The following is a 24126-nucleotide window of genomic DNA, read 5'->3' on the forward strand; positions in this document are numbered from 1 at the left end:
AGAGGACGGAATGGTAAGTATTAAAGATATAGCGAAAAAAGCAGGTGTTTCCATTTCTACTGTTTCATATGCACTGAACGGAAGTCCAAAAGTGACTGAAGAAACGAGTACAAAAATACTTGCTATCGCAAAAGAACTGAACTACATACCGAACGCAGCAGCCAGAACGTTAAAAAAGCGAAAGACCAAAATAATCGGTGCTTTTTTAACGGATTATAGCGGCCCCTTCTTCGGGCAGCTTTTACACGGTATGCGAGAAACTTTGAATCATCAAGACTATGATTTGGTCGTGTGCACGGGTAGAGAGTCTCACAGATTTCTACCTGAGGGGATTATTGACGGAGCGATCATATTAGATGCTACTTTCCCCGATGAAGAACTTATCAGCTATGCCGACCGTGGGCATAAACTCGTTGTGTTAGATCGGGAAATTGATCACCCAAATATTGAACGCGTATTGCTCGATAATAAAATGGGTGCTAAGTTTGCCGTGAATTTCTTGTTGGCGAATGGACACGATCAAATTGTGTTCGTAACTGGTTCACCAGGTTCCTATGACTCCGAACAGAGATTACACACTGTACAAGAACTAATGGATAAGCACCCCTCTATTTCCTATCAAATTATACATGGCGACTTCGACCAATCATCAGGGGAGCGAGCAGCCCAACAAATCATTCAAAATTATAAGGATCCAATAGCTGTCTTCTGTTTTAACGATGAAATGGCCATCGGAATGTATAATTATTTGTCTGATACTGATTACATAGTAGGCGAGCATATCCATATCATCGGATTCGACGATATTGAAATAGCTCAGTATGTACAGCCTAGATTATCGACTATCCATTATTCGAAAAAAGACTGGGGATCTAAGGCGGCGGAGCAATTAATTCAGTTAATTAAAAATGAGAAATCCGAACCACAGACGATTAGCGTTGAATTGCTTAAAGGCGGTTCTGTGGGGAAGTTATACTAAAATTAAAGGTGTCCGAAATACATAACTCGGACACCCTTTAAGTAGTAACATATATATTATATTTCCTTCTTTAACCTCATATATGTATTTTCTTTAAACATAAATTTTTTATAGAAATCATGAGCATCTAATGTGGCAAGGGCAAAACTTGTATGTTTTATTTCAGGATGTTCTAAAATACATGTCATCAACCATTTACCTAAACCCCTCCCCCTATAATTTTCATCAATGACAACATCTAGAATCCATGAAAATACAGTTTTATCCGTAACAACTCTTGCAAAACCGATTTGTTTATCTTTATCGTATACACCAAAGGCCATTGAGTTATTTATGCTTTTTTCAATTGTTTCTTTTGTTCTGTCTGAAGCCCAATATGTATTCGATAGTAATAGCAAAACTACATCTAAATCAATATTTTCAATATCATCACTTATAGTGAAATTATCTTTAAACCATTCCAAACTAATCCCTCCTAGACTCTCTACTAATTATAAGTATTAATATTATAATCGGATTAATAAGCAAAAATGGAAATTGCTATCCTCCTCTTTTGGGTTAAGCAGGAAAAAATACCTCTATCTCGAATATATCTTATTGGACATAGTACAGGAGGACCAAAGATGAATATTAAAACAGATCGATTAGTCATTAGAAACTTTGCACCGAATGATTGGAAGGCTCTTTATGAGTACACTTCAAACCCTGAAGTCATGCACTACCTTCCAGAAGATGTATTTTCTGAGGAGGACGCAAAAAATTTCATCGAAAAAAATACTGGTGTGAGGGCTGAAAAATTCCCTGTTATTCTTCTTGAGGAAGATAAGTTAATTGGACATATTGTCTTTTTTAAATATTTTGGTGAACATACTTATGAAATTGGCTGGGTTTTCAACCCTGAATATCAAAATAAAGGATATGCGTCTGAAGCTGCATATGCAGTGTTAAAATACGGCTTTGAAACAATGAAACTACATCGCATAATAGCTACTTGCCAACCTGAAAACATAGGCTCTTATAGAGTCATGGAAAAAATCGGTATGCGAAGGGAAGGATTTTTTAAAAAATGTATCCCTCATGGAGATAAATGGTGGGATGAATATTATTATGCCATATTGGCTGAGGAATGGGTTTAAGGTAAGAGTTCAATTCACTGATGAATTGAACTCCTTTTTTTATTCCTCCATAGTTTTTACAACTCATCTATTGTCCCCCACCGTTGAACTACACCCTTCCACGCTTGAAGATAATAATTCTTACGGAAATCGATTAAAAATTTTAAGAGAATAATAACCAAAATTGAATATCCGGAATTATTTACAATCAGCATGTTTCATTATTTTTTGTACAGTCTCTAAATCAATTTTTACAATAGGTCCTTCAGGAGAAATAATCACACCCTCGTTCAAATAAAACTTACCGGCCATAATAAAGTCAGCTCTGTTTTTGAAATACAACTTTACGTCTGGTTCATGACTAGGATACTCACTTACTTCAAGGTACATCGATTTTTGAAATGAGTCAGCGATTTCCTCCAGCAAGTTTCGATTATCGATTTCATATGAAAATGGATAACACAGAACGATGATGGAAGTAGTATTTTTTAAATCTTTAATATAATGCCATCTTTCATTAGGTGGAATTTCTTCTGCTTCTAATTTATCAATAGAACTCTTATCATCTACCAAATATCTTATCTCTTTTACTTCACTTTGGTTTGATTGAGGAGATGTTACCATTTTTGGTTGATTGGAAGAAAGCAACCAAACCAGTCCGACAATAAGGAAGAATGACAAAAAAAATACCATTTTTCTCACTATATCGCCCCTTAGTATTTCACTCCTGAAAAAATTAACTTTCTTAATCTAATTTTATGAATCAGTCATTAATTTAATGAACCCTACTCCCCTGTTAACTCAACAAATAAGAGCAAAAACAGATATTTGCAAATACTAGTCCTTCTTCTCTACCCACTTTTGAAACTCCTAGCCACTTCCCCGCCAATATGGTTCAGATTGGTATCATCAGATTATTTTTCTTAAAGTAAACATACGACATTATCAATTTAATTCCTGCTCAATTTTATAACGCTGTGCTGTAGTAATTTGAATAAATTAAAAAGGTATCCAAATATGAATGGACACCATTTAATATAAGCAATTATCGTTTGATTCTAATTCTTTTAACATCATAATTTCTTTGTATTTCATTTTATCCCCATTCCAAATCCTGAAACCTAATCACCCAAGGCACTCATTCAATTACCCCTTCGATATTAAGCTAATCACCAAAGTCCTAAGCGTCCCTTGATCTATAAATGGAGCAAGGTTTGCCAAAATGTCTGGGTTAAGATTTTCTAACCCTACTTCGTTGATTAATTTATCGATGTGTTCTTTGCCAAGAAAAGGAGCAAGACTTACAATCCGGCTAGCTTCTAACTTTCCATCCACTACTTGGTCGACGAGACGACCTAGTGTTTCTTTACTAATGAAAGGAGCTAGTGACTGGACAATATTCCAACTAAAACTCCCCTCTTCAGCATGATGGACTAACTTATCCAGTTGCTCCCTTCCAAGAAACGGTGCAAGCCTGACAATCTCCTGTACGTCAATGGTTCCTTCAATAGATTTATCAACTAATTGATTCAATGCACCTTGACTTAAGAACGGTGCTATTTTAGTAACAATATCCCACTGCACTTCGCCTTCAATTGCATGATTAACCAGTTCATCCAACGTTTCCGAGTCAAGGAAAGGTGCTAATCTAACAATCATGTCCGTATTAAAACGGTTGGCATCTAAATGTTCAGTAATCTTTTTTAGCTTGCTTGTTTTTACAATTGGAGCAACCTCAACGAGTTCTTCTACATCCACTACACCAGTATTTATCAATTCTGCCACCTCATCGGTTCGATCCTCTGATACCTTTTCAACGATTTTACCGACATGTTGAAACTTCCGATTTTCACCCTCAGCTCCACCATTCATAATGTCATCAACCGTTAGACCAAAAAGTTGGGCTAATACAGGAAGTGTTCCGATGTCAGGAAGCGACTCACCCCGCTCCCATTTGGAAACAGCTTGATGACTAACATTTAGTTGTTCCGCCAACTCCATTTGTGTCATATCTTGATCTTTTCGCAGCTTGGAAATGTATGCACCTATTTTTCTCGTATCGAGCATATGAACTCCTCCATTTGGATAAAAGTACAGCGCGCACTGTCAACATTATCGTAGCATGCTATCCTCTATCCACCTATCAACTGTTGGTTGAATAAAGTAATTCAACTATCTGTAGAATCTTTTTTCCCGATCGAAAAACCGTCAAATAGTCTTCCGCCATATGGTTCCAACACATTATCAACTAATGTAATGATTTTACTTTTCTCTCCTAATCGATAAAATTCATCGAAGGCAACTACAAACTCATCGGCAAACTTTTCATCATACTTTTTTAAAGCACGCATGACCCATTTAGATGTGCCAATCCAGCGTCCATTCATCCGCAAGACAAACTCATGAACGAGATCGGCCAATGCATTTGCTATAAAAATATCTTCCTCCCGGTTATTGCTACCTATAAAATCGTCCAATGTATCTGTGATGAAATATCGTTTCATGGTTATGGTTTCATCCGACCATTTTTCTGGACCTTTTCGTAATAATTCATTTGCTTCTTCTTTAATGGATTGAATAATCCCTTCATCCTTTATGACTATTCCTTCAGAAACCATTTTTGGTAATGAAGGTTTAGCCCTCTCATAATCCATCTGGAAAAAGTGTTTGTAAGAGCTCAAATTGTGAACGAAAATTTCAATTGGCCAGCCAAGCGCTATTAATGATTCTCTAAATGCTGTTTCCAAGGTTTTATCAAAAATCACTATATCTAAATCAGATGTTTCCGTTCCTTCTCCTCTTACAATACTCCCCGCCAATAGTGCTCCTTGGCAATTTGGAAAACGTTCTGCAATAAATTGTGTAGCTGCTTGAATTGGATTCAATTTGTTCAATTGTATTGCCTCCATATTTGCTTCACCTCAACTAGTTGTGTTTTTTCAAAAGTTAGTTTATAAATATCAGGCATTTCGAGTTCTTGCCAAAAGCTAAAATCAAATTCGGCATTAAAATAATTCATAATAAGGACCATGATATTTCCATGGGTTCCAATTGCGACATTCTTACCTTCATACTTTTTGAGAATCTCTAATGTGATTTGCACTCCTCTTTTTTGAGCGACCACATTTGATTCTCCGCTCTCCCAGGCAAATTCGGGATTGTCCCATACTTTTATTATAGCTTCATTAAAATTCTCCACAGGAACTCCAGCAAGCTTTCTTTCTTTAAAGTTCTCTTCAATCATTACCTCGTTATGTAACCAACTTGCTATTCCCCCAACAGTTTGAATCGCTCGTTTATATGGGCTTGATATAACATAGTCAATGTTCTCAAGCTTTAATATGTCCGTTACTAACTGGGCATCTTTCAATCCTCGTTCTGACAAAGGTCTACCCTGTTCGTCATGGTTGTATGTAGAATGAGCATGTCTTACAAGATATAAGTTTGTTGGCAACTTCATATACTCCTAACTAAGTTTTTAACTATAATAATTCTCTAAAACTGCAATTTATCCTTTATACAAAAAAGCACCCTTTTTTCAAAGGATGCTCAATTAATCAAGAACCTATATTTTTCAGCACATTGTAGCCGAAACAAAAGATTCCAATCACCGTGGCGACTCCACCAATTGTTGCAAACAAGAAAAAGATAGGACTTACATCCAAAATCGCCAATGCGATACTGATCATCATAATAGGGAGACCGATATTGTGAAGCCAAAAATGGACCTTGGCAGTAGATGTCTGAGCTAGCTTCGGAAATAATATATAGAAAATACCAGCAATCGAAAGTGACATCCAACCAAGTAAGTTAATGTGCACATGTACCGTAGCCAATTTGAAAACATGGGTGAAGGACATGTAAAGTCCAAACGACACTCCAATTAAAAAGTAAACAACCGCAATTTTCATCAACTTGATTCCCATGAAACCCCCCCTTATATAATGCACTCGATACATTATATGAGGGAAGACAGAGTAGAATTCTTTTATCTAATAAATATTAAAACCAGATTACTCAAGTTGAAATGGTATTTAAATCATTTAATAAAAGCTTTCTATTTTCAATATCCGTGATTTTTTCAACACAATCATAAGCTTGTTGCATCATTTCCTGACACATATCAAACTGCTTCAAAACAGAATACGACCTAGCTGCAGCTTCGTAGCCATATCCGATATAAAATGGATCGAGAGAAGCTTCTTTTCCTATTGTTATACAGCGTTTCGCATAGCCCAAAGCATTCTCACCTTGGCCTACTACAGTATATATACGTGAAAGCTGCCAATAGCCGATAGAAATGTTTTGTTCAGTATGGTTTTCAACTTGAGTCCAATGCCAAAATGAACTATGGCAAAGATGAATCATTTCTTCTTTTTCCTCTGCAGAAAGTATTTCTTTATCTAGAAAGTCCCACACTTTGTTGAAACAGGATGCAGCTAATTGCTTGTGAGAAAATAATTGCGTTTCTTGGTTGTCCATCGCTTAATCCCCTTCTAATTCAATTAATCAAAAAAACTGCTTAATGAAGTATACAGGATTTAAATATTCTCCAGTTGCATTTTTGATTTTGTCATTCCACTGCAATGAAGCTCCGTATAGGAAAAAATCATCTTTTAAAAACGTTCCGACTTCTGGCTTAAATAATTCTGATGAAATATTGGTCTCCATATAATTTTGCAGCTGAGATGCCATTAATTCGCCAAGTAAATATTCCTGATAAGTAGCAGGAGCTAGTGAAAAGTGCATTTTCGAAGCCCAGTCAGGGTAACTTGTATCTTCAGGTGGATTTATATATTGGATGTCCTTCACCATTTCCCACCATAATTGATTTAAGTCTTGATCTGGGTTTTCATACAATTCTTTCTCAAAAAAGGAAAACGTCATCATCCATCTGGCGGAAACTAGCATTTGACGTTGCAACATTTTTTCGATTGCTGGTAATTTGTCCATTAGTTTTTCTTCTTTTACTGCCAAGAAGCGTTTTTGCCATTCAACATTTTTCGTAAGTCGCCCAAAGAACAAGGCTATTGCTTCGGTTGTTAATGAATGCGAATGAAACCTCAACATGAAAGGCAGGGTTTGATCAATATATTTGAAATATGCTGCATGTCCAAACTCATGCAATAAGGCGGTTGCCCAATAAACGCTTTCATCAATATTGACGAGAACCCGTATATCACCTTCTCGATCAATATTAGTACAAAATCCAAAAGGGTTTTTATTTTCTCTAGGATACAAATCGCTTTTTAGAAGAATGTCATCAATATCTAACCCCATTGATTTGAAGGTATTCAATACAACTTTTTCTAAATCCTTGCCCACATAAAATTGATCTACATCTACACCACTCACAGGTGGAGCTTCCTGAAAAAATGGATCTACATAATGCCAAGGACGAAGTTCCTCTTTCTTTATACCAAAAATTTTAGCTCGTTCTTCGTCTATTTCCTCTTTCATTATTCGGAATGGCTCGTCCGATAAATTTTTCAGTAGCTTAAAAATTTCAAAAACCGTATTAGTATCCAGTTCCCGCGTTGAAAAACTCATTTCATAAAAATTACCATACCCTAATGCTCGTGCATCTTCATTCCGTTTATGTATTAATTTCAAAAGATCTTGTTCTATTTTCTTCCCTATTTGCTTACTAGCGAGCCAAGCTTCTTTTCTTTCTTCATTTTGGTTACTATTTTTAAGAATAGATAAAAGGTCATTATTCGTTACTTGTTTTCCTGAAAGTATTGGACGGTATGTATTAAAAACATGAGAAATATTCTTTTCAAGTTCTAACGTTTTGGCCAGTTCACCTTGATCCAGTTGATTTTTCACCATTTTATTATATAAATCGTCTAGTTGGCGTGACTGTAATTGAGTAAGATGTTGCTCTTTTTTAAAGGCAATAACTTTTTCATATGCCTCTTGATCCGCAAAATGAGCAAAATATTCCTTTAGTGCCTGCTCATGTTTGTCGCTCCATTCTTTGTTGCCTGTTGTTGCTGCCATCCAGTGATTGAATAGAACGGGTTTATATAGATTCTGTATAGAATAGTTTTGATTATAAAGAAATTCTTCGACTTTATGGGATGACATTGAAGCTCCCCCTAATCCCAGCAAGTTTTATCACATTATAACATAGGTTTTTTGCATCAAAAAAATAAGCCATGCATCCTCTCTTCAAAATATCAAGAGATAATGCATAGCTAAAGTATACAAAAAAGTGGCGATTAATTTTTTAGTAATGAATCTCTTATCCTATTTAACAAAAACTGCTTTTCACCATCCGGAATTCCTTCCGTCAACCTAGCTGCCATTACTGGTAAAAGCCACTCTGCAATATTCACTTTTGATATATTGGCAAGCTTTATGTATGAATTTAAATAAGCTCTAACAAACACATTTCTCACTAATTGAATTAATATTTTCGTTGCTTTTGGCATGTCTTGTGGAAGGAAAGAAAACTTCATAATAATGAGGGTTCTCGCTACATCACCCGCTGGATTACCTGAAGTACATGTCATCCAATCCAGTATTTTTGCTTCACCATTTTGAAAAGTGATGTTATCGCTGTGATAATCTCCATGACAAATCTTATTATCATCTGGTAAGTCTCGTAGCTTCTCCAAAATAATTTTCTTTTCTTCTAAATTTAATAGATTAGTATATGTAATATTTTTTGAAAGATACTCTTTTTGTGAAGGTAGATTGTCAGCGATTTTAGTATGGTATAAAGCCTGTAACTTTGCAAAATTTGATGCATGCTTCAAAACGAGTAAGGGCTTCGAGCTTAACATTTGAGTAAAGTTTTTCCCTACTATTCTTTCATAAACAATCCCAATTCTATCATTTATCTTTTCCATACTTTTGGTAGTTGGAGCTGGAATACCTAATTCATTTATCAATTTACTATTTTCAAATTCTCTTTTAACCCATTCCAATGGGATCGTATCATAAAATAACTTGATTACATCTTTTTTACCGAATTCATATACTTCAGCTGTATTCCCTTTTCCTATTATTTTCTCTAAAAGCATGTCGTCACCACATTCCATTATTCTTGGATATTTTACCTAACCAACTTACATTATTCTTCTTAAATTCTAGAGATTCCTCCTCAAAATCTTGAAATGTTGTTTTGTTGGAGGGTTCAAGTACAATGAACATGCGAAAAACATGTTAGTTGGCCGATTTGAGCGTTTAAAGTGCCCATACTTATTCAAAAACCCACGTTGACTAAACGATTTAGCATTCAAATTTCCAGTACCCATGCTAAAAGTGATAGCGTGTCCCATTGATCTATACAAAAAAAGAGGCTATTTGCCTCCATTATTCATTACTTTCATTTTTTAACTCTAAAAATTGACTAACAACATCCACATTATTTTGTTTCGGATAGCTATTATACAATTGACTGGATAAGCGAATGGGGTCGCCAAAGAAGTATCGCTCATATTGGATTTCTCTCGTTCCAAATGGACTCATTGTAAGTTCCCATGCCAAGCGGAATAGTTTTACTCGATCCTCAGCGGTCCTATTTGTAGCTTGCAGATATTTATCCAATTCTGGCCTTATCGGAGAGTCAAAATCATTTTCTGTTGGCAATGATACCATCCCGCTAGCGCCAATTAATTGAATGATTTCGCAAAAGCGAGGATAAATCTTAGGAAAAATCGTACCGGCTACTTTCAAAGGTATAATGCTTGGACTCATATATCCCCACTCATCGATTTCTGCATCATTTTCCGATTTGTCCAATAGGGCTTTCATCGTTTCAAGTCCAATGATTACTTCAGAAAGCTTTTCTTGTATATGCTGGTATTCCTTCACATTGATTGTTTCAACCAATAGTTCCGCCACACCAAGAATAAATTCTGTCTTTACGATTTGTCTGATGACAGCTTGATGGTAGGAGAAAGAATGAAAAGAACTTTTGAGGATGAAATCTGTTGCAGCATCACCGTTCTCGTAAAAAAAGACCCGCTCCCATGGTACTAAAACATTATCAAAAACGACAATGGAGTCCATCTCTTCATACCTAGCGCTGAGTGGGTGATTGAATAGGGACTCGCCTCCTACAAAAGATTGTCTACAAATAAATTTAAGTCCCTTTGTATCAGAAGGGATGGAGAAACCAAACGCTTCATCAGATTCAAAAAAGATTCTTGGGGCGGAAAAAACCATTATTTCATCGGTTATTCCTCCTTGAGTAGCAAGAAGACGCGCACCTTTAATAACGAGGCCCTTTTCATTTTTTTTCACTACTTTAGCGGAAATAGGCTCTTTTGAAAAATCCATAACGAATTGTGAACGGTTTACTTGAGGAGTAATAAATGTATGAGCAAACGAAAGGTCTTGTTCCATCGCTCTTTCGTATAAGGTTTGAATATTTTCAGGAAAACAATTTTCTCTTTCCTTTAATATGGCAGCAGAGGCCGCAAAGCTCGTTAGCGCAGAGTTCATATAGTCGGGACTTCTCCCCATCATTCCATGTGTATGTCTTGCCCAATGTTCCATCATCGTTCTTCTTCTTTTTAAATCTGCTTTCGTTTTAGGCTGCAAATAGGACATGCCAATTCGTTCCGCTTTTCCTGGAATTGAAAATGTCATCTCGTCTTGAAGATTGGGTTTATGCTGCAAGTCATAAAGGGAAGCCTTTGTATGAATGATCCCTTTAAAGGCTGGATGTTCTGAGATTTTCCCCTCGACTTTTTTCCCGTTAAACCAAATTTCTGTTTTCCGTTGGTTTAGCCGGTCTATGAAGTCTTTTCCCGTAATGGCTCCCACTTTTAACACTCCTTCTCCAAAGTAAAATACAAAAAAAAAAACGACCTGCTTTGGTATGTTTTATTGTATTAAAAAGAGTGTAAGTCGGTTCTATGTTTTTTTAATGGAAAACCTGTTTTTCAAAGTAATTGATTTTCTCTACCTTAATCTTATTTTTCAAACTCATTTAGGATGTTTTCTGCAAACACATACCATGAGTGGGCTATCCGCTTTGAAAGGACTTAAATCAAAATTCCCGTACATCTTTTCTAATGTAAATCCATTATAGTAAAGTAAGCTTTCAAGCTCTTGAGGAAAAAAGTAACGAATGGCGAAAGGTTCTTTTGTTTCGATCACATTAGTCGGATCCTTCCATTTGCGATTTGTAAACGTATAGAGCTCCAATTGATTTTTGTGATCATACGAACGGTGAAACGTACTGCTCCCATGAAACCCATCTTTGTCTACATAAGAACCAGCATCCTTTTCAATATCTTGATCAGCTGCTAAACGTGAAAGAACTGGATTCCTTGTTTCAAACGCGAATAACCCTTCTTGATCAAGATGTTTATGTACGGTCCGAAGTAATCCCTCTTGGGATTCTCTGTCCAAAAAATGTTGAAAAGAGTTTCCCGTCGTATAAATCATCTTGTACTTCTTCTCTATTTCAAAATCTCTTATATCAGCATGAATCCAATTTATCGAAACATCTTGATCTGATGATTTCCTTCTTGCGACTTCTAACATTTCAATCGTTATATCAACACCAGTCAAATCGTATCCTTGCTTAGCCAGTGGAATTGTTAGTCTCCCTGTCCCACATGCAATATCTAAAATTGGACCATCAGATTGGTGAGCAAGATCAGAGAAAAACTTTTCTTCCAGTTCATCAAGATCATTCAATTGATCATAAACAACAGCATCGCGATACCCATCTAAATTATCGAAATCTATCATTATTAACCTCCTTATTTTCCTTATCCTTAATTCCGTAATTCTAGAGAAAGTTAATTATTCCTCCTAATTATCAAAATATTACTTTATAGATGTCCCTAATGTGCAAATTTTTGTTATAATTTGGAAAAGTGAAGGGGCTGGTAAAAAAATGAGTGGGATTAGAAACTAAACATTATGAAAGAGACTTAGCAATTCCGAAGCATCGTGAGGAATTATTAGATGCAATCCAAAAAGATTTAAAAAACGATGCTAATGTCCTAGCAGTATATTATGGAGGTTCTATTGGGAATGAAAATACGGACTTATACTCGGATATTGATCTGCGCATTGTTGTCAAAGATGATGTGTTTGAAGAGTATAGGCTAAACAAAAAACAGAGAGCGACCAATTGGGGAAAAGTATTATTTTTTGAAGATTTTCCTTGGGCTTCACACAGCATAGCTCATTATCATTCTTTTATTAAAGTTGACAGTTTTTATTATAAAACTCGAGATTTACAGCCGCCAGTATGGCTTCAAAATATTAAAATTGTTCATGATACCGATAATCTGATGAAAGACATTCTTGAAGAGTCAATGAAGCTATCTTATCAACCTAATGTTCAAGAGGTAGAAATTTGGAGAACCAAATTTTTTGCATCCGTACAAGAGGCCTATCGAAGAATAATGAGAAAAGAAATATACTATGCTCTACACTTCCTTGATAACCTAAGATTATCGATGGTAGCAGCCTGGTTCATGGATGCCGGAATCCAACCTAACACCTTTGGAGATTGGGCAAAATTAGAAGGTGACAGAAGTAAATTGCTTGATTGGCAACTAGAGCTACTTGAAAAATGGCATAGTAATAGAGACCCGAACAACATAATGAACGTCATTAAAAGTATCATCCCTGAATTTATAAAGGTGCATGAAAGTTTATGTGTTAAGGTCCGGATTGAAGAAAATTCTGAATGGGTCGATGAAATTTTTAAAATGGTTATATAAATATCAATAAAGGGCAGATTTAACTGCCCTTTGATTGCCTTTATTTTTCCCAATTCCAAAATCCAACTTCATCCACTTCGATAGTACTGATTTCTTTCTCATTTTTCAGCTTCAATATCTCTTTTGTAGGACCAGTAACAACAACACCATAATGTTTTATTCCATTTTTCTCAAGATAATGAAGTTTATTTTCGAGATCTAATTTCCTGCCTTGATACAACTTATTTGCCATTTTTTCATTTTTTTCAAGGAAACGAAGTGTTTTTAAAAATTGTTTATGCAACATCTCGCTGTCGCCTTCTTGATAACTTGGGGATGAATGGCCTTCCATGATTATTTTTCCAAATAGAAATCCTTTTTTTTCTTCCCTAGAATCTAGTTCCATATCGTCCTCATGCCAGATAGGGGTACTCGGGAAACCAATTGGGTCAAAAATGACACCACCATCCATACTTGATTCTTCATCATTATCTCCTGTATCCACTGCAAACCAAGAGATATCTAAATCCTTTTCACCTAAAAGGTGAAAAACCTCATCTGTACTTTCCATCTTGTTAAAAGAAACGTAAGCCGATACAACCGTTCCTTCAGGAAGCTTTTCTAGTCTATCCCACTCCGACATCCCGCTTTCAAACCCTGGATACGTAAATATTGGTTGATTTTGTGATACATTCCCAATGTAATTTCTTTCAGGAAAACTCATTAATGAAAAAAGGAAATTAACTTTTAACTCTCCTACTTTCATTGTTTCATGGCCTACCCTTTTCCTAAGATCCCTCTCCATCTCAACTCTAAAAAACGGTTTTACATTTGTACTTGTGCCTCCAGAATCTCCATATGGTTCTGTAACAGTTAATGTGTAGTCAATAACTTTTGCAATAACATCGGCCCGATCCGGTTCTCCCCATGAATAATAAACAGCGGATAAAATGGATGAGACAATCATGACAAGAATAAAGATTCCTAATGCTGTTAAAGCTGTTTGAAAGCGCGCCTTCCACTTACTTCTTTTGAGAATCTTTATTTGTTTTTTTTCATTGATCGGGATTGTTGGCGGCGACTTTCTTTCATCAAGATGCTCTTGATACTGTTCCAGTTTCTCTAATTCCCTTTCAAATTCAGCTAACTCTTCCCCTTGCAATTCGCCATTCTCATAAGCCTCTAACTTATTTTTAAATTCATCACTCATCTTTTCACTCACCTTTTTTCCTTCTCATCGCTTGCCTGCCACGAAATAGCGCGACTTTATAGTTCGCTAAAGATACGTTCATGATCGTTGCGGCCTCTGCATAACTTAGTTCATGAAAATCATGCAACAATACAGCGTGCCTTTGCTTTTCCGGCAAATCCTCTAGTAAGCTAATAATTTCCTGAATATCTTCTTGAATGACTACCGTTTCTTCAGGTGTTTTCCTTCGATCAAATAACTTTGAGAAAAAGCCTTCTTGTTTCAGTTCAATACGCTTTTGTTTCCGATGATGATCAATAAAAGCATGATAAGCTACTGTAAAAAGCCAAGACTTAATACTGGTATTTTCATAATCTTCCACATGTAAATATGCCCTCAAAAAGGTTTCTTGAACTAAATCTTCCGCCGTATGATGATCACGACAAAGTGAAAGGAGGAAACGATAGATGTCCTGAAAGTAAAAATTATAAATCGATTCTAATGATTCCTTCATTTGCTCCTCCCTTCACTAATAGCACGGATGAAAATTAAAAAAGTTACACCCTTATCCTAAAAAAAACACCACTTCATTAAGAAGTAGTGCATTCCCTGCTCTATTCAACAGGTATGTATATATCAATCTCACTGTCTTGCGTTTCAAGTGAGTGGATATCTTCCCAATATTCTATGTCAAATGGCCTTAATGCATAATTGTTAATACGTTCATATGTGTTGCTAATTTCCGATTCTAAACCTACATGGACGAATTTCGCATACCTTCCCGCAGGTACTACATGAGTTATCATATCGCTCGGAATTTCTCCAAATGAAGAAACTTTGACGGCAATGATATTTTCAAAAGGTGTATCTGGAGTCCATCCACCAGCTGAGTAAAGCTGAATTAAATATATCCCATCTCCCTCACGATTTTCAACTTCATTTTTTCGTTCATCCAAATCCTCCCTTAATATCCCTACTGTCCTATTGGCAAGAATATTATTAAGACTTTCCTTTACTGAAAAACCAACTAACCGAATTTCATCTTTTTCTAAAATCTCTACTTGGGATGTAGTCATCATATCCACTCCTCGAAAGATAATATTGTTATAGTTCTTCTTTAATAATGAAATCCCTCTATTTTCAAAAAATTTACATATATATTACATTTCTTCAATCGAAAATTAATATCCATTGGGTAATCTTTAAGTACGAAGTATCATTCTACTCATATTGGAGTGTGAAATGAAATGATGAGAAAAGTAAGCATATCGTTTTTGCTCCTCATGATTCATTTCTATATTCTTTAGGAAGCCTTACAGGCTTTTTTTATTTCTCCTTCGTAATCGCTGTGACTTTACAGCTCACTGTACAATTACGAAATAGTAGCTTGTTGATGAGACTAAGAACTATCTCCCGCTCGATTCTTTTCATCTTTAAGTACCCCGCTATCTGAACTATTTTCGTTCCCCAATGATCATTCTTTTTCTGCAATCGTAAAAGTGAATTCCTAATTATCCTTATTATTTCAATTTAAGAGGTATATAATAAAATAGGCGAAGCTCAAATAATATTCTGAAAGCGAGTTGATTTTGTAATGATTACTCAAATAACCACGAAATTTAAAATACTAAAACCAGCTAATATGGTATTCGAAGCCATTGTCGATCCAGAAAAAATTGGGAATTATTGGTTTTCATCTAGTTCTCAAAGATGGGAGCAAGGAGAGTCAATAACGTTAAAATATGATGAATATAATGCTGAAGGAGTAATAAATGTATTAGAAGTAACTGAAAATAAGAAAATTGTATTTTCTTGGGGAGAGGAAAATAACACTGGAAGAGTTGTTACAATCTCAATTAAAGAATTAGATGAAAAAAGTTCAATGATTGAAGTTAACGAATCCGGTTTTAATGAGGATGACCCTGAATTGGTTAACATTTTGTTAGGGCAAAAAGAAGGATGGGTATATATGTTATCCTGTTTAAAATGTTATTTGGAACATGGTGTGAATGATTTAAGAGCATCATTAGTTCATTAATGAAACATTTCGATTCAAAAAGGAACTTTTGACTTCTTTGAATCGAAATTTAGCCCTTAAATTTTTGTCTAATCATCCCCCACCCCCAGTCCCTAAACAATAACCAAAGGACGACAAATATTACAATAGCCACTACTTCAAGCGATAAAATATACCAAGGATAAGGACCCAAAATATCTAGCAAACTCTCATTTACGGGCTTTGCTTTTAAGAACATATAATTTCCTTGGAATATGTAATTAACTGCAAATACGATAGGGAGTAATATGTTCAACATAACAAGAGTTTTTATAATCCCCTTAAATGTAGGGATGTAGCCTTTGACCCACGTAAAATATAAGGCAGTTATAATAATGCCTATATGGGTGTAAAAAAAATGAAAATACCTAAAATGAGGGAAGCTCAGATCCAAAACTGGAGTTGCCATTGCCTGAAGGGCTCCCCCAATTCCAGCGTAAAAAACAAAATCATATATATGCTTATTTGCAGTCCAGAGTAGAAAAATAGCCATGATCAAACTAATGCTACACAGTTCTAGAGGGAGAGAGTCTATTAAATTCCATCTCCCAATCCTAATTAGCCAAGCATGGTAAAGGAGTTCCATTATCAATAGAGACAGTGCAAAAAGTCGTTCAAACAGGACTAGTTTTTTTGAATGGATTTTGAATTTCTTTTTAAACATAAAAAGCAGGAAAAGGCTAAGAAACAAAACGATAATAGCCGCAAAGTGTTCGGCTGAAAACATTATGAATACGGGTTCGTTTTTTTCAGCCATGGTCCTCCCCCTTATACTTTTATTTTATTTACTAATCCTTCAATTTCCTTCCCCTTTGGTACATACTAGATTATTTTAAAATTTTTTTGTACCAACTTTTGATACCCTCTGCATTTTCTTTTATTTCTTCCGGATCAATGACACTGGAGTGAGTGAATTCGGGGAATCTTTATAAAATTTTTGTAGATATAATTTCACCGATAATCGAATATCCGTACTTTGCTCATCAATCAATGCAATCCAGTTATCTAAATCGGAAGGTTCAGCATGTTCAAATAAGGCATATGCAATTGCTTCTCTTACACCATTCGTATCTTTTTCATTGTGAAAAAGCATCCATAATCTTTCTTTTTCGGAGTTAGTCAATGATTTACCTAGTGCCCAAATTACATTCTTTTTGACGATTGGAGACTCGTCCTCATATAGCAAAGTCCAAAGCATTTCACGGGAACATTTTCCTTCTATTATATATTGTGTTAGAGATAGCGCCCTTTTTACAGGGTCTTTAGATTTTATGGAAACGTCTGGGTCCGCACTTCTAATCTTTACGCTATTTGTACTACCAGGAAACATCATTTTTTCATTTAATGCTTCTATCGCAGAATCAACCTGGATAATCGTCGCTGGAATCTTATCCTCTTTTAATGCTAATCCAGTTTTAATTAATGTATGTCTCACCGTATCTGAATCAATCTCTGGATATTTTGAAAATAGATATGCGCATACACCAGCTACCATGGAAGAGGTACCACAAGAGCCTTCAAAAAAAGTGAGTTCATTGTTTAAGAGTTTTACAGGAAGATTAGAAAAAGGGGCCAAAATATCCGGACGCATATGTCCGTCTCCGTTTCTTCCCCAAGGGACAGACGGATGAGCCTCATATTCATCCTTGTCAGTACTTCCTTTATCGTCATATCCACCTATTGCAAAAAACTCGATTGGATGTAAGTTATTATGTGCACGCGAGTTGCCATTAGCTGCCACAACAAGTAAATTTGCATCTAGGGCTGGTTGAAAAGCTTTTACAAAAGGATCCAATGAGGTATTTTGAAATATCTCCACTCGAGGAACTAACAAGTTTAATATGATCTTTATATTCCATTCTTGTCTTCTCTCTACTAGCCATTCTATTCCTTTTCTTAGTTTTTCAGGATCATATTCTGATAGTATAAAGAAGGTTGCAGCGGGGGCTAATCCCACGTATGTATGATTTTTATAAGAAAAAGGCGGATGCGCTAAAAGCCTCAACACATTCGCCCCATGCTCCGAAATATCGTGATAATCACTTTGATAAGTTTGGAATGAACAACAAGAAACAGATAGGTCTTCATGTACAGAAACTTGATGCAATCTGTCTCCTAAATAATGAAATTCTCCATCAGTATTTACATGATCAATGATAACAATCCCTACGTTTTTACCGGATGTTTCAGGATTAGGTGGGGTTTTAAATCCTAATCTTGCCCATGTTGGTTCAGGAATTCTATTATTCACTAATATCCTCCATACAGTTTTTTTATTTTAAACTATATACCATTGTCACAGACGTTCCCGATAACCCGCATTCCTCAAATCCGAGTTTTTTGTATACGTGAACCGCCTGCTCGTTATTTGGGTCTACACTTAGGGATAAGCCTTTAAAGCCATCGTGCTCCGCCTGTTCAATCAATGCCTTCATTAGTAATGAACCTACACCCATCCCTCTTGCTTCGGGAGAAACAGCAATTCCTAATTCTGGTGTAAAGTTATCAATATACCCATAGCCCTTATTTTGTTCGTCGAATAATCGATACCAGGCTGCCCCCATAGCATTGCCATCGCTATCTTCAGCCAACAAGGCACGATCCCCCGGTCTTCCCCAATTTTCATTATATTTTTTCAGATGAGGAAGATTTAATAATTCTTCTTTAGGCAGCTTATTTTCTGGAATGTGGATAGACTCGTACATCATGTCTTTTAAAAATTCAATCTCTGATTCTTTTATGTTTCTAATCTTCAACATGGATATCCCCCTTTGATTCTCTACTATTTATTCAATAGAATCTGGGATTTTTCCTTCTTTGTTTCAAAGTAATGTTACACTATTACTCTTATACATGATTTCGTCGTAAATTCTCAGCTTATTCAAGTTGAATTGGTTTAATAGTATGATTTCGTCGTGAATTCTCGGCTTTTTCTCGATGAAATTGGATTAATACATGATTTCGTCGTGAATTCTCAGCTTTTTCTCGATGAAATTGGTTTAATACATGATTTCATCGTGAATTCATAGCTTTTTCTCGATGAAATTGGTTTAATACATGAATTCATCGTGAATTCTTAGCTTTTTCTCGATGAAATCGGATTAATACATGATTTCGACGTGAATTCTCAGCTTTTACTCAATGAAATCGGATTAATAAATCATTTCATCGTGAATCCTCAGGTTTCCACAGCGTAAATAGATGTAAAATCATTTCATTCCGAATAGCGTTAGTAGTGACCTTTGCAGTCATCTAATTATACCAAGAATCCAAATGATTTAAGGAACAATGTAAACTAAATAAAAATCCTGGGAGAAATGCATTTCCCCCAGGATTTTTCTACACCTTATTCAAATCTAACAGTCAACTGCGAATCCACTTTCGAATGCTTTTTAGAACGAATGAATGTCACGCCATCAACAAGCTCAGCATCATATTCAGCACTATCCGAAATAGCTCTCTCTGTTCGAATCGCTATTACGTCTTGTGCTTGGGTTAAATGGAATTCAATCTCATTTTCGCCAACGTACATGATTTCCGCCGTTGAATAGACAATTTCTCCGATTCCGTCGAGCTGCACATTCACAGGGAGCATAGCCCCTTCTTTACTTTGGAGGAGCAACTCTCTTCCACCAAACAATGCCTCTCCATCATGATACACTCTCAACGTTTTATCTAATCCGTCAAGATTCAGCAGATGGATAAAGCGTTCGCCAGCTGCATTTGCTGTTGATGTGCTGAAAATGCCATGATCCTCATAGTCATGAGTAAGCCTAGCTACTGCACCCAATTTTGAAAATACTTTTTTATAAAAGACTAAATCGCATGGATACGCAGCGGCTACTACAACCGCTCGGCCCTTTCCTACGACAGCATCATATGCGCATACTTCATCTGTACCATACACGCTTAGAAGTGGTGTGGCGGTGTCCGACTCCATCACTTGTGCAAAGTGGGTTCTTGTTTCAGGACGCCCCCCTGCCCAGTTCAAAGCGTTCAGTGACAAATAATATTCTGAGCTATCACGCTTTTCTCCAGCCGCTTTAATACGAAGAGCATCCGCTAAAATTGTACAAGGATTGCCCTCCATATCAAATTGTGGAAGTTCGCCGTATAAAAGAATCCTTCCGCCAGCTTCTAAAAAGTCAACCAACTTACTTTGAATGTTCGCTGCCATATACTTTGCAGAAGGCAATGCAAGTACTTCCGTATCATCAACAGAAAGCGGTTTGTTTTGAATATCTATAGCCCCAAATCGGTAGCCCAATAATAACAACGCCCGTCCCATGCTTTCCCAAGAGCTGTATGCACGGTTAGCCTCAATGTTTGACAGCACTTGCCTCATCTTTTCACTCGTTGGATAGCGATATTCCGTCATATAGTAATCTGGAATAAAAGCAAAAGAAATATTATCGCGCTCTTCGTCCATCGCCGCTAGCTTATCAGAAACAGCCATCATCGTTTTAATAGATCTCGCCATCCGTGGGAACGTATAATTCAATTTCCCTTCCGGTCCAACTGGTGCAGCAAATCCATGGTGCTCACCTGTAAAAGCGATTCGGTCATTTCCATCGCCTTTTGACGATTCAAAACGATAGTTACGACCACCAGCAAATAAATAATAATTGATCAAACGATTTCCTTGAGCAATACACATTCTTGTTTTAAAATCTGCTGCCGAAGGATCGTAGCGCCCGCTCAAGTTATTCCCAAAGTTCCCATCGCCACAATTAAATTCGACGGAAGTGAGCGGCTGATCTGGAAGATGGACAGAATCCATAAACCCATTAATCAAATACAAATCTTGGAATGTTTCTACTGTCAAATCGCCAAAATAAATATCAGAGCCGGATAAATATCCAGGACCTTGAGTGTACGTTTCGTATAGCTGACTAATTCCAATCGGGAATGTGAATCCGCGCCCACCGCCCGTTCCATGAATATTGACAACGAAAGGAATATCTTTCGCTCCAAATTCTTCCGCATAATCACGAAGCACAGCGATATATCTCGCAAAACGGTTTCTCATAAAATAACCGAGATCCTTCATTAATTCCAAGGAATATGATTCCTGTGGTGAACGAATCGCGTCGTTACGAACTTCTTTTTCCTCTATATTAAACGGATAGCGTTTCGCTAAAGTTTCTTCGGCATAAGAACGCGACAACCATGCCGCAAAATCATCCAACACAAAATCCGTTAAGTCTGGACAATTGCTGACCCAAGAAAGCATGCCAATTTCATTATCAAGCTGGAATGCAATAACATTTCCATTTGGATAAAGCTTAGGCTCTACAATCTCCATGACGGCACGATACCAATTTTTCACGTCACGTAAATACCCAGGGTGCAAATAATCGATTGTTTTTGTAGTCGCTGGCTTCTTGTCCCATCCAGTTGGAATGATTTCTGGGTGCTTTTCGTACACCCAGAAAGGTAATCCTTCATTTTTCATTTCCGCCATAGTGAACGGGCCTGGACGAACAAAGAAATAAAGGCCGTTTTCTTCGCATAAATCCACAAACGCCTTAAGGTCCAGTTCAGGACGAGTTTCTCCGGTTAAATCAATGTTCCCTTCCTCGAACTCGTGAATGACCCATGGCACATACGTGGCGACCGCATTACATCCAGAAAGCTTTAACTTATCGATTCGATCCTGCCAATCCGCTCGATCAAGGCGAAAATAATGAATTTCACCACACATGATCAGCTGTGGTTTGCCGTCGATTAAAATTTGTTTGTTTTTAATTTCGATCATATGGCACCTCAGGCTTATCTTTTCGTCCAGCCCAGCATTTCAATCCCGCGCTGAACATATTTGTTTTTCATATATAAATCCCAAACAAGACCTGATCTGTAGTTTTCAATCATAAGAAGCGTAATTCCTTTGTCGATTCCGATGACATGCTCCGCATACCATGCTGGCTCTACATCCAAGTTATACGCATCCCAGAACCCGTATTCTCCCCATAATTGTGGGTGGTTCTCATAGTAATATTCTAACGCTGCAATTGATTCTTCAGGAGTAAAAACAATCGATCCTGCCGCCCCACATGGAGGAACAGTTCCTTCATTGTTTGGGTTAACATTCGGATAAAATGGCGGAGTCCCTGGTACGATATAGCCATTTGGAGACGCGCATGCTGTCAAGCCCCATGCATTTTCATGATATGTTTTTCGACCATTCGGATTCTCGATGCTATAGTGACGGCTTGCTAGTGAAGCCTGCACAGAATTCTCGAACCAATCCGTTCCGTCCTTATCCAAAACCTTTTTAAAATCGATAAACGCATGAGAAAACTGGTGTACGAACAAAGCTCCACCTGGCGCATTGATATATTCATACGGACCGTATTTCGCTGTTTTCCGTTCAAAGTCATCATATATTTTTACCGGAACAGGCTTAGTTGGTGAAGCAACACCGAGCACATATTGCGTCATTTGTTCCGCATACGTTTCCCAGTGATGGAAGCCTCCCCTTTCAGGGTCATATCCCATATAATATTGATTTACATCTTCGTCGTAATAAATAGTCCAGTCAATACGTTCATAAATTTGTTCAAATAGTTCTTTAATTTCACCTTCGAAATACTCCGCAGATGTGATGGCCCCATTTAAAAAGAGTGTCGTATCAATAATGGAGGCACAATCACTAAATTTCTCATATTCCTTACCTGTATTCATATCCAAAAAGTGATAAAAGAAGCCTTTCTCATGTTGAACATGATTCAAAAAGGTTTCAAGCGTTCCCTTTGTACGCTCATATCCCTCTTCACGGGTAATCCATCCTCTTTCAATTCCGATTACAATCGCTGTTAATCCGAAACCAACCGCTGCAATACTCGCTACTTCTTTATTTGCCGATTGATCAAGAATCAATCCGTATCCATCAGAATTTTTATCTGTATTTGCTTCGTTCCAAAAGAAGTCAAAGCAACCTTTTGCTTCTAAGTCTAAAATATTTGGCTTTTCCATGATGCCCTTCCCTTCAACCTATTATTCTCCGGTAATTCCTGTCCGGTCTACTCCTTCGACAAACCATCTTTGCGTTATAAAATAAACAATTAATAACGGCAAGATAGAAAGCAGCGTTCCCGCCATCCTAATTCCTTCATTAATTTGATTAGCACTTCCCTCCATACCTGCCGGGAACATTTTTTGATAAGCTGCAACAAACTTTTGGAGTTGCAATGGAAGTGTCGTCAATTCTTTTCCGAAATAAATCGATGCTAGATATGTTTCATTCCAGTACCATACAAAAGAAAATAGGAATGAAATGATGATTGCTGGAACAGCCATTGGAATTGCAATCGTAAAGAAAATTCGCAAGTGACCCGCTCCATCAATTTGCGCTGCCTCTTCCAATGATTTTGGCATCATTCTAAAAAACTGATAGAAAATTAGAATGAAAATGGCGCTATTGATTCCTTGTCCTGATATAGCAGGAAGGAGAAATGCGTTCAAACTGCCTAAAATATTCAGCTCATTGAAAAATATATATCTTGGAATGAGTGTAACTTGAGGCGGAATAATAAATGTCGCCAATACAAGGACGAATAAAATATTTTTTCCGCGAAAAGAAAATCGTGCCAACCCGTATCCAACAACCGCAGCCACAGCGGTTTGTGCAACAGATGGTAAGACTGTTACATACAAAGTCTCTAGTAATACTGGGAAAAAGTTCAATACTTGATTCGCTTTCGTATAATTCCCTAGGTAAAAGTGAGTCGGAATCCAATTCACAAGTGGATTTAATATGTCATCCAAGCTTTTAATGCTGTATACTCCCATGTGTAAAAGCGGGTATAAATAAACAAATCCGATTCCAACCAACAAACCATATATGAGAATCTTTAAAAGGAAGCCATCATTTCCGCGCATACCTAAGAGCCATTTTTTTGCTTTTAAATAATGATTTTCTATTTTTTGCACATTGAACCCTTCCTTTTTAGGTTTTCGCTGTCCAGTTCCAGCGCCTATCGACTAGCAAACTTCTTGTCCTCTTCCCTACGATAAGTCAACATCGGCTCGTCTTGTCTAGCTGCAGGCACCAGCCCCTCGAGGTCAAATAACCTGAGTCAATAAAAGTCAAAGTGCGGACTTTT

The 24126-nt window shown here is 36.8% G+C and carries 24 protein-coding genes; 4 read left to right on the top strand and 20 right to left on the bottom strand.

Going from position 1 to position 24126, the window contains the following annotated elements; all coding sequences use genetic code 11:
- The first annotated feature begins 10 nt into the window (after positions 1-10).
- Positions 11-979, top strand: a complete 969-nt coding sequence (locus KHA97_RS13450; protein WP_213125229.1) for a LacI family DNA-binding transcriptional regulator — start codon at positions 11-13, stop codon at positions 977-979.
- A gap of 56 nt (positions 980-1035) precedes the next feature.
- Here the strand turns inward: KHA97_RS13450 and KHA97_RS13455 are convergent, their stop codons facing one another.
- The gene (locus tag KHA97_RS13455; protein ID WP_213125230.1) at positions 1036-1443 is read right to left on the bottom strand and encodes a GNAT family N-acetyltransferase; all 408 of its coding nucleotides are present in this window, start codon (positions 1441-1443) and stop codon (positions 1036-1038) included.
- A gap of 159 nt (positions 1444-1602) precedes the next feature.
- Between KHA97_RS13455 and KHA97_RS13460 the strand changes: the two genes are divergently transcribed.
- Entirely contained in the window at positions 1603-2115 is a 513-nt protein-coding gene (locus tag KHA97_RS13460) for a GNAT family N-acetyltransferase (RefSeq protein WP_213125231.1), read from the top strand.
- A 177-nt stretch (positions 2116-2292) separates the two neighbouring features.
- Here KHA97_RS13460 and KHA97_RS13465 read toward each other — a convergent pair whose 3' ends face one another.
- The 10 genes from KHA97_RS13465 to KHA97_RS13510 form a co-directional block, all read right to left on the bottom strand.
- Positions 2293-2796, bottom strand: a complete 504-nt coding sequence (locus tag KHA97_RS13465) for a hypothetical protein (protein WP_213125232.1) — start codon at positions 2794-2796, stop codon at positions 2293-2295.
- A 444-nt stretch (positions 2797-3240) separates the two neighbouring features.
- On the bottom strand, positions 3241-4161 hold the full coding sequence (locus tag KHA97_RS13470) for a helix-turn-helix domain-containing protein (RefSeq protein WP_213125233.1): 921 nt from the start codon (positions 4159-4161) through the stop codon (positions 3241-3243).
- 101 nt (positions 4162-4262) lie between these two features.
- Positions 4263-4979: a nucleotidyltransferase domain-containing protein gene (locus KHA97_RS13475; RefSeq protein ID WP_233713558.1), complete on the bottom strand. Its 717-nt coding sequence runs from the start codon at positions 4977-4979 to the stop codon at positions 4263-4265.
- A gap of 5 nt (positions 4980-4984) precedes the next feature.
- Positions 4985-5554 (bottom strand): histidine phosphatase family protein, encoded by a 570-nt coding sequence (locus tag KHA97_RS13480; protein WP_407658025.1) that lies wholly within the window; start codon positions 5552-5554, stop codon positions 4985-4987.
- Positions 5555-5651: 97 nt separating this feature from the next.
- On the bottom strand, positions 5652-6020 hold the full coding sequence (locus KHA97_RS13485; RefSeq protein WP_213125236.1) for a cytochrome-c oxidase: 369 nt from the start codon (positions 6018-6020) through the stop codon (positions 5652-5654).
- 91 nt (positions 6021-6111) lie between these two features.
- A complete protein-coding gene (locus KHA97_RS13490) occupies positions 6112-6576 on the bottom strand; it encodes a hypothetical protein (RefSeq protein WP_213125237.1) in 465 nt (154 codons plus the stop codon).
- Positions 6577-6603: 27 nt separating this feature from the next.
- A complete protein-coding gene (locus tag KHA97_RS13495) occupies positions 6604-8184 on the bottom strand; it encodes a M3 family oligoendopeptidase (RefSeq protein WP_213125238.1) in 1581 nt (526 codons plus the stop codon).
- 134 nt (positions 8185-8318) lie between these two features.
- A complete protein-coding gene (locus KHA97_RS13500) occupies positions 8319-9125 on the bottom strand; it encodes a phosphotransferase family protein (RefSeq protein ID WP_213125239.1) in 807 nt (268 codons plus the stop codon).
- Positions 9126-9417: 292 nt separating this feature from the next.
- Positions 9418-10875, bottom strand: coding sequence for a 4-hydroxyphenylacetate 3-monooxygenase, oxygenase component (hpaB, locus tag KHA97_RS13505; RefSeq protein ID WP_213125240.1), 1458 nt, complete (start codon positions 10873-10875; stop codon positions 9418-9420).
- A gap of 162 nt (positions 10876-11037) precedes the next feature.
- Positions 11038-11811 carry a class I SAM-dependent DNA methyltransferase gene (locus tag KHA97_RS13510; RefSeq protein ID WP_213125241.1) on the bottom strand — a complete coding sequence of 258 codons (774 nt, stop codon included), beginning with the start codon at positions 11809-11811 and terminating at the stop codon, positions 11038-11040.
- Between the two features lie 152 nt (positions 11812-11963).
- Here KHA97_RS13510 and KHA97_RS13515 point away from each other — a divergent pair, with 152 nt between their 5' ends.
- Complete coding sequence (locus tag KHA97_RS13515; protein ID WP_213125242.1) at positions 11964-12797, top strand: aminoglycoside 6-adenylyltransferase; 834 nt, start codon at positions 11964-11966, stop codon at positions 12795-12797.
- Positions 12798-12837: 40 nt separating this feature from the next.
- Here KHA97_RS13515 and KHA97_RS13520 read toward each other — a convergent pair whose 3' ends face one another.
- The 3 genes from KHA97_RS13520 to KHA97_RS13530 all read right to left on the bottom strand — a co-directional run bounded on the left by KHA97_RS13520 (position 12838) and on the right by KHA97_RS13530 (position 15041).
- Complete coding sequence (locus tag KHA97_RS13520) at positions 12838-13998, bottom strand: anti-sigma factor (protein ID WP_325167453.1); 1161 nt, start codon at positions 13996-13998, stop codon at positions 12838-12840.
- Positions 13991-14479 (bottom strand): sigma-70 family RNA polymerase sigma factor, encoded by a 489-nt coding sequence (locus KHA97_RS13525; RefSeq protein WP_213125243.1) that lies wholly within the window; start codon positions 14477-14479, stop codon positions 13991-13993. The genes KHA97_RS13520 and KHA97_RS13525 overlap by 8 nt, the downstream gene beginning before the upstream one ends.
- Before the next feature lie 100 nt (positions 14480-14579).
- Positions 14580-15041, bottom strand: coding sequence for a GyrI-like domain-containing protein (locus KHA97_RS13530; protein ID WP_213125244.1), 462 nt, complete (start codon positions 15039-15041; stop codon positions 14580-14582).
- Between the two features lie 518 nt (positions 15042-15559).
- Here KHA97_RS13530 and KHA97_RS13535 point away from each other — a divergent pair.
- Positions 15560-16003 carry an SRPBCC family protein gene (locus KHA97_RS13535; protein WP_213125245.1) on the top strand — a complete coding sequence of 148 codons (444 nt, stop codon included), beginning with the start codon at positions 15560-15562 and terminating at the stop codon, positions 16001-16003.
- Between the two features lie 49 nt (positions 16004-16052).
- Here KHA97_RS13535 and KHA97_RS13540 read toward each other — a convergent pair whose 3' ends face one another.
- From KHA97_RS13540 to KHA97_RS13565, 6 genes are all read right to left on the bottom strand, one after another.
- The gene (locus KHA97_RS13540) at positions 16053-16778 is read right to left on the bottom strand and encodes a YwaF family protein (protein ID WP_213125246.1); all 726 of its coding nucleotides are present in this window, start codon (positions 16776-16778) and stop codon (positions 16053-16055) included.
- Between the two features lie 120 nt (positions 16779-16898).
- A complete protein-coding gene (locus KHA97_RS13545) occupies positions 16899-18272 on the bottom strand; it encodes a S8 family serine peptidase (RefSeq protein ID WP_213125247.1) in 1374 nt (457 codons plus the stop codon).
- A gap of 22 nt (positions 18273-18294) precedes the next feature.
- Positions 18295-18780 (bottom strand): GNAT family N-acetyltransferase, encoded by a 486-nt coding sequence (locus tag KHA97_RS13550; RefSeq protein ID WP_213125248.1) that lies wholly within the window; start codon positions 18778-18780, stop codon positions 18295-18297.
- 587 nt (positions 18781-19367) lie between these two features.
- Positions 19368-21779 carry a beta-galactosidase gene (locus KHA97_RS13555; RefSeq protein ID WP_213125249.1) on the bottom strand — a complete coding sequence of 804 codons (2412 nt, stop codon included), beginning with the start codon at positions 21777-21779 and terminating at the stop codon, positions 19368-19370.
- 14 nt (positions 21780-21793) lie between these two features.
- Positions 21794-22996 (bottom strand): glucoamylase family protein, encoded by a 1203-nt coding sequence (locus tag KHA97_RS13560; RefSeq protein ID WP_213125250.1) that lies wholly within the window; start codon positions 22994-22996, stop codon positions 21794-21796.
- Positions 22997-23017: 21 nt separating this feature from the next.
- The gene (locus KHA97_RS13565; protein ID WP_325167454.1) at positions 23018-23953 is read right to left on the bottom strand and encodes a carbohydrate ABC transporter permease; all 936 of its coding nucleotides are present in this window, start codon (positions 23951-23953) and stop codon (positions 23018-23020) included.
- Positions 23954-24126 lie beyond the last annotated feature (173 nt).

It is taken from the genome of Lederbergia citri (genome assembly GCF_018343625.1).
Classification (GTDB): Bacteria; Bacillota; Bacilli; order Bacillales; family Bacillaceae_C; genus Lederbergia; species Lederbergia citri.

Coding starts and splice junctions, on each gene's coding strand:
- KHA97_RS13450 (WP_213125229.1), top strand. CDS start 11: ATGGTAAGTATTAAAGATATAGCGAAAAAAGCAGGTGTTTCCATTTCT.
- KHA97_RS13460 (WP_213125231.1), top strand. CDS start 1,603: ATGAATATTAAAACAGATCGATTAGTCATTAGAAACTTTGCACCGAAT.
- KHA97_RS13470 (WP_213125233.1), bottom strand. CDS start 4,161: ATGCTCGATACGAGAAAAATAGGTGCATACATTTCCAAGCTGCGAAAA.
- KHA97_RS13480 (WP_407658025.1), bottom strand. CDS start 5,554: ATGAAGTTGCCAACAAACTTATATCTTGTAAGACATGCTCATTCTACA.
- KHA97_RS13485 (WP_213125236.1), bottom strand. CDS start 6,020: ATGGGAATCAAGTTGATGAAAATTGCGGTTGTTTACTTTTTAATTGGA.
- KHA97_RS13490 (WP_213125237.1), bottom strand. CDS start 6,576: ATGGACAACCAAGAAACGCAATTATTTTCTCACAAGCAATTAGCTGCA.
- KHA97_RS13495 (WP_213125238.1), bottom strand. CDS start 8,184: ATGTCATCCCATAAAGTCGAAGAATTTCTTTATAATCAAAACTATTCT.
- KHA97_RS13500 (WP_213125239.1), bottom strand. CDS start 9,125: ATGCTTTTAGAGAAAATAATAGGAAAAGGGAATACAGCTGAAGTATAT.
- KHA97_RS13510 (WP_213125241.1), bottom strand. CDS start 11,811: ATGATAGATTTCGATAATTTAGATGGGTATCGCGATGCTGTTGTTTAT.
- KHA97_RS13525 (WP_213125243.1), bottom strand. CDS start 14,479: ATGAAGGAATCATTAGAATCGATTTATAATTTTTACTTTCAGGACATC.
- KHA97_RS13530 (WP_213125244.1), bottom strand. CDS start 15,041: ATGACTACATCCCAAGTAGAGATTTTAGAAAAAGATGAAATTCGGTTA.
- KHA97_RS13535 (WP_213125245.1), top strand. CDS start 15,560: ATGATTACTCAAATAACCACGAAATTTAAAATACTAAAACCAGCTAAT.
- KHA97_RS13540 (WP_213125246.1), bottom strand. CDS start 16,778: ATGGCTGAAAAAAACGAACCCGTATTCATAATGTTTTCAGCCGAACAC.
- KHA97_RS13550 (WP_213125248.1), bottom strand. CDS start 18,780: ATGTTGAAGATTAGAAACATAAAAGAATCAGAGATTGAATTTTTAAAA.
- KHA97_RS13555 (WP_213125249.1), bottom strand. CDS start 21,779: ATGATCGAAATTAAAAACAAACAAATTTTAATCGACGGCAAACCACAG.
- KHA97_RS13560 (WP_213125250.1), bottom strand. CDS start 22,996: ATGGAAAAGCCAAATATTTTAGACTTAGAAGCAAAAGGTTGCTTTGAC.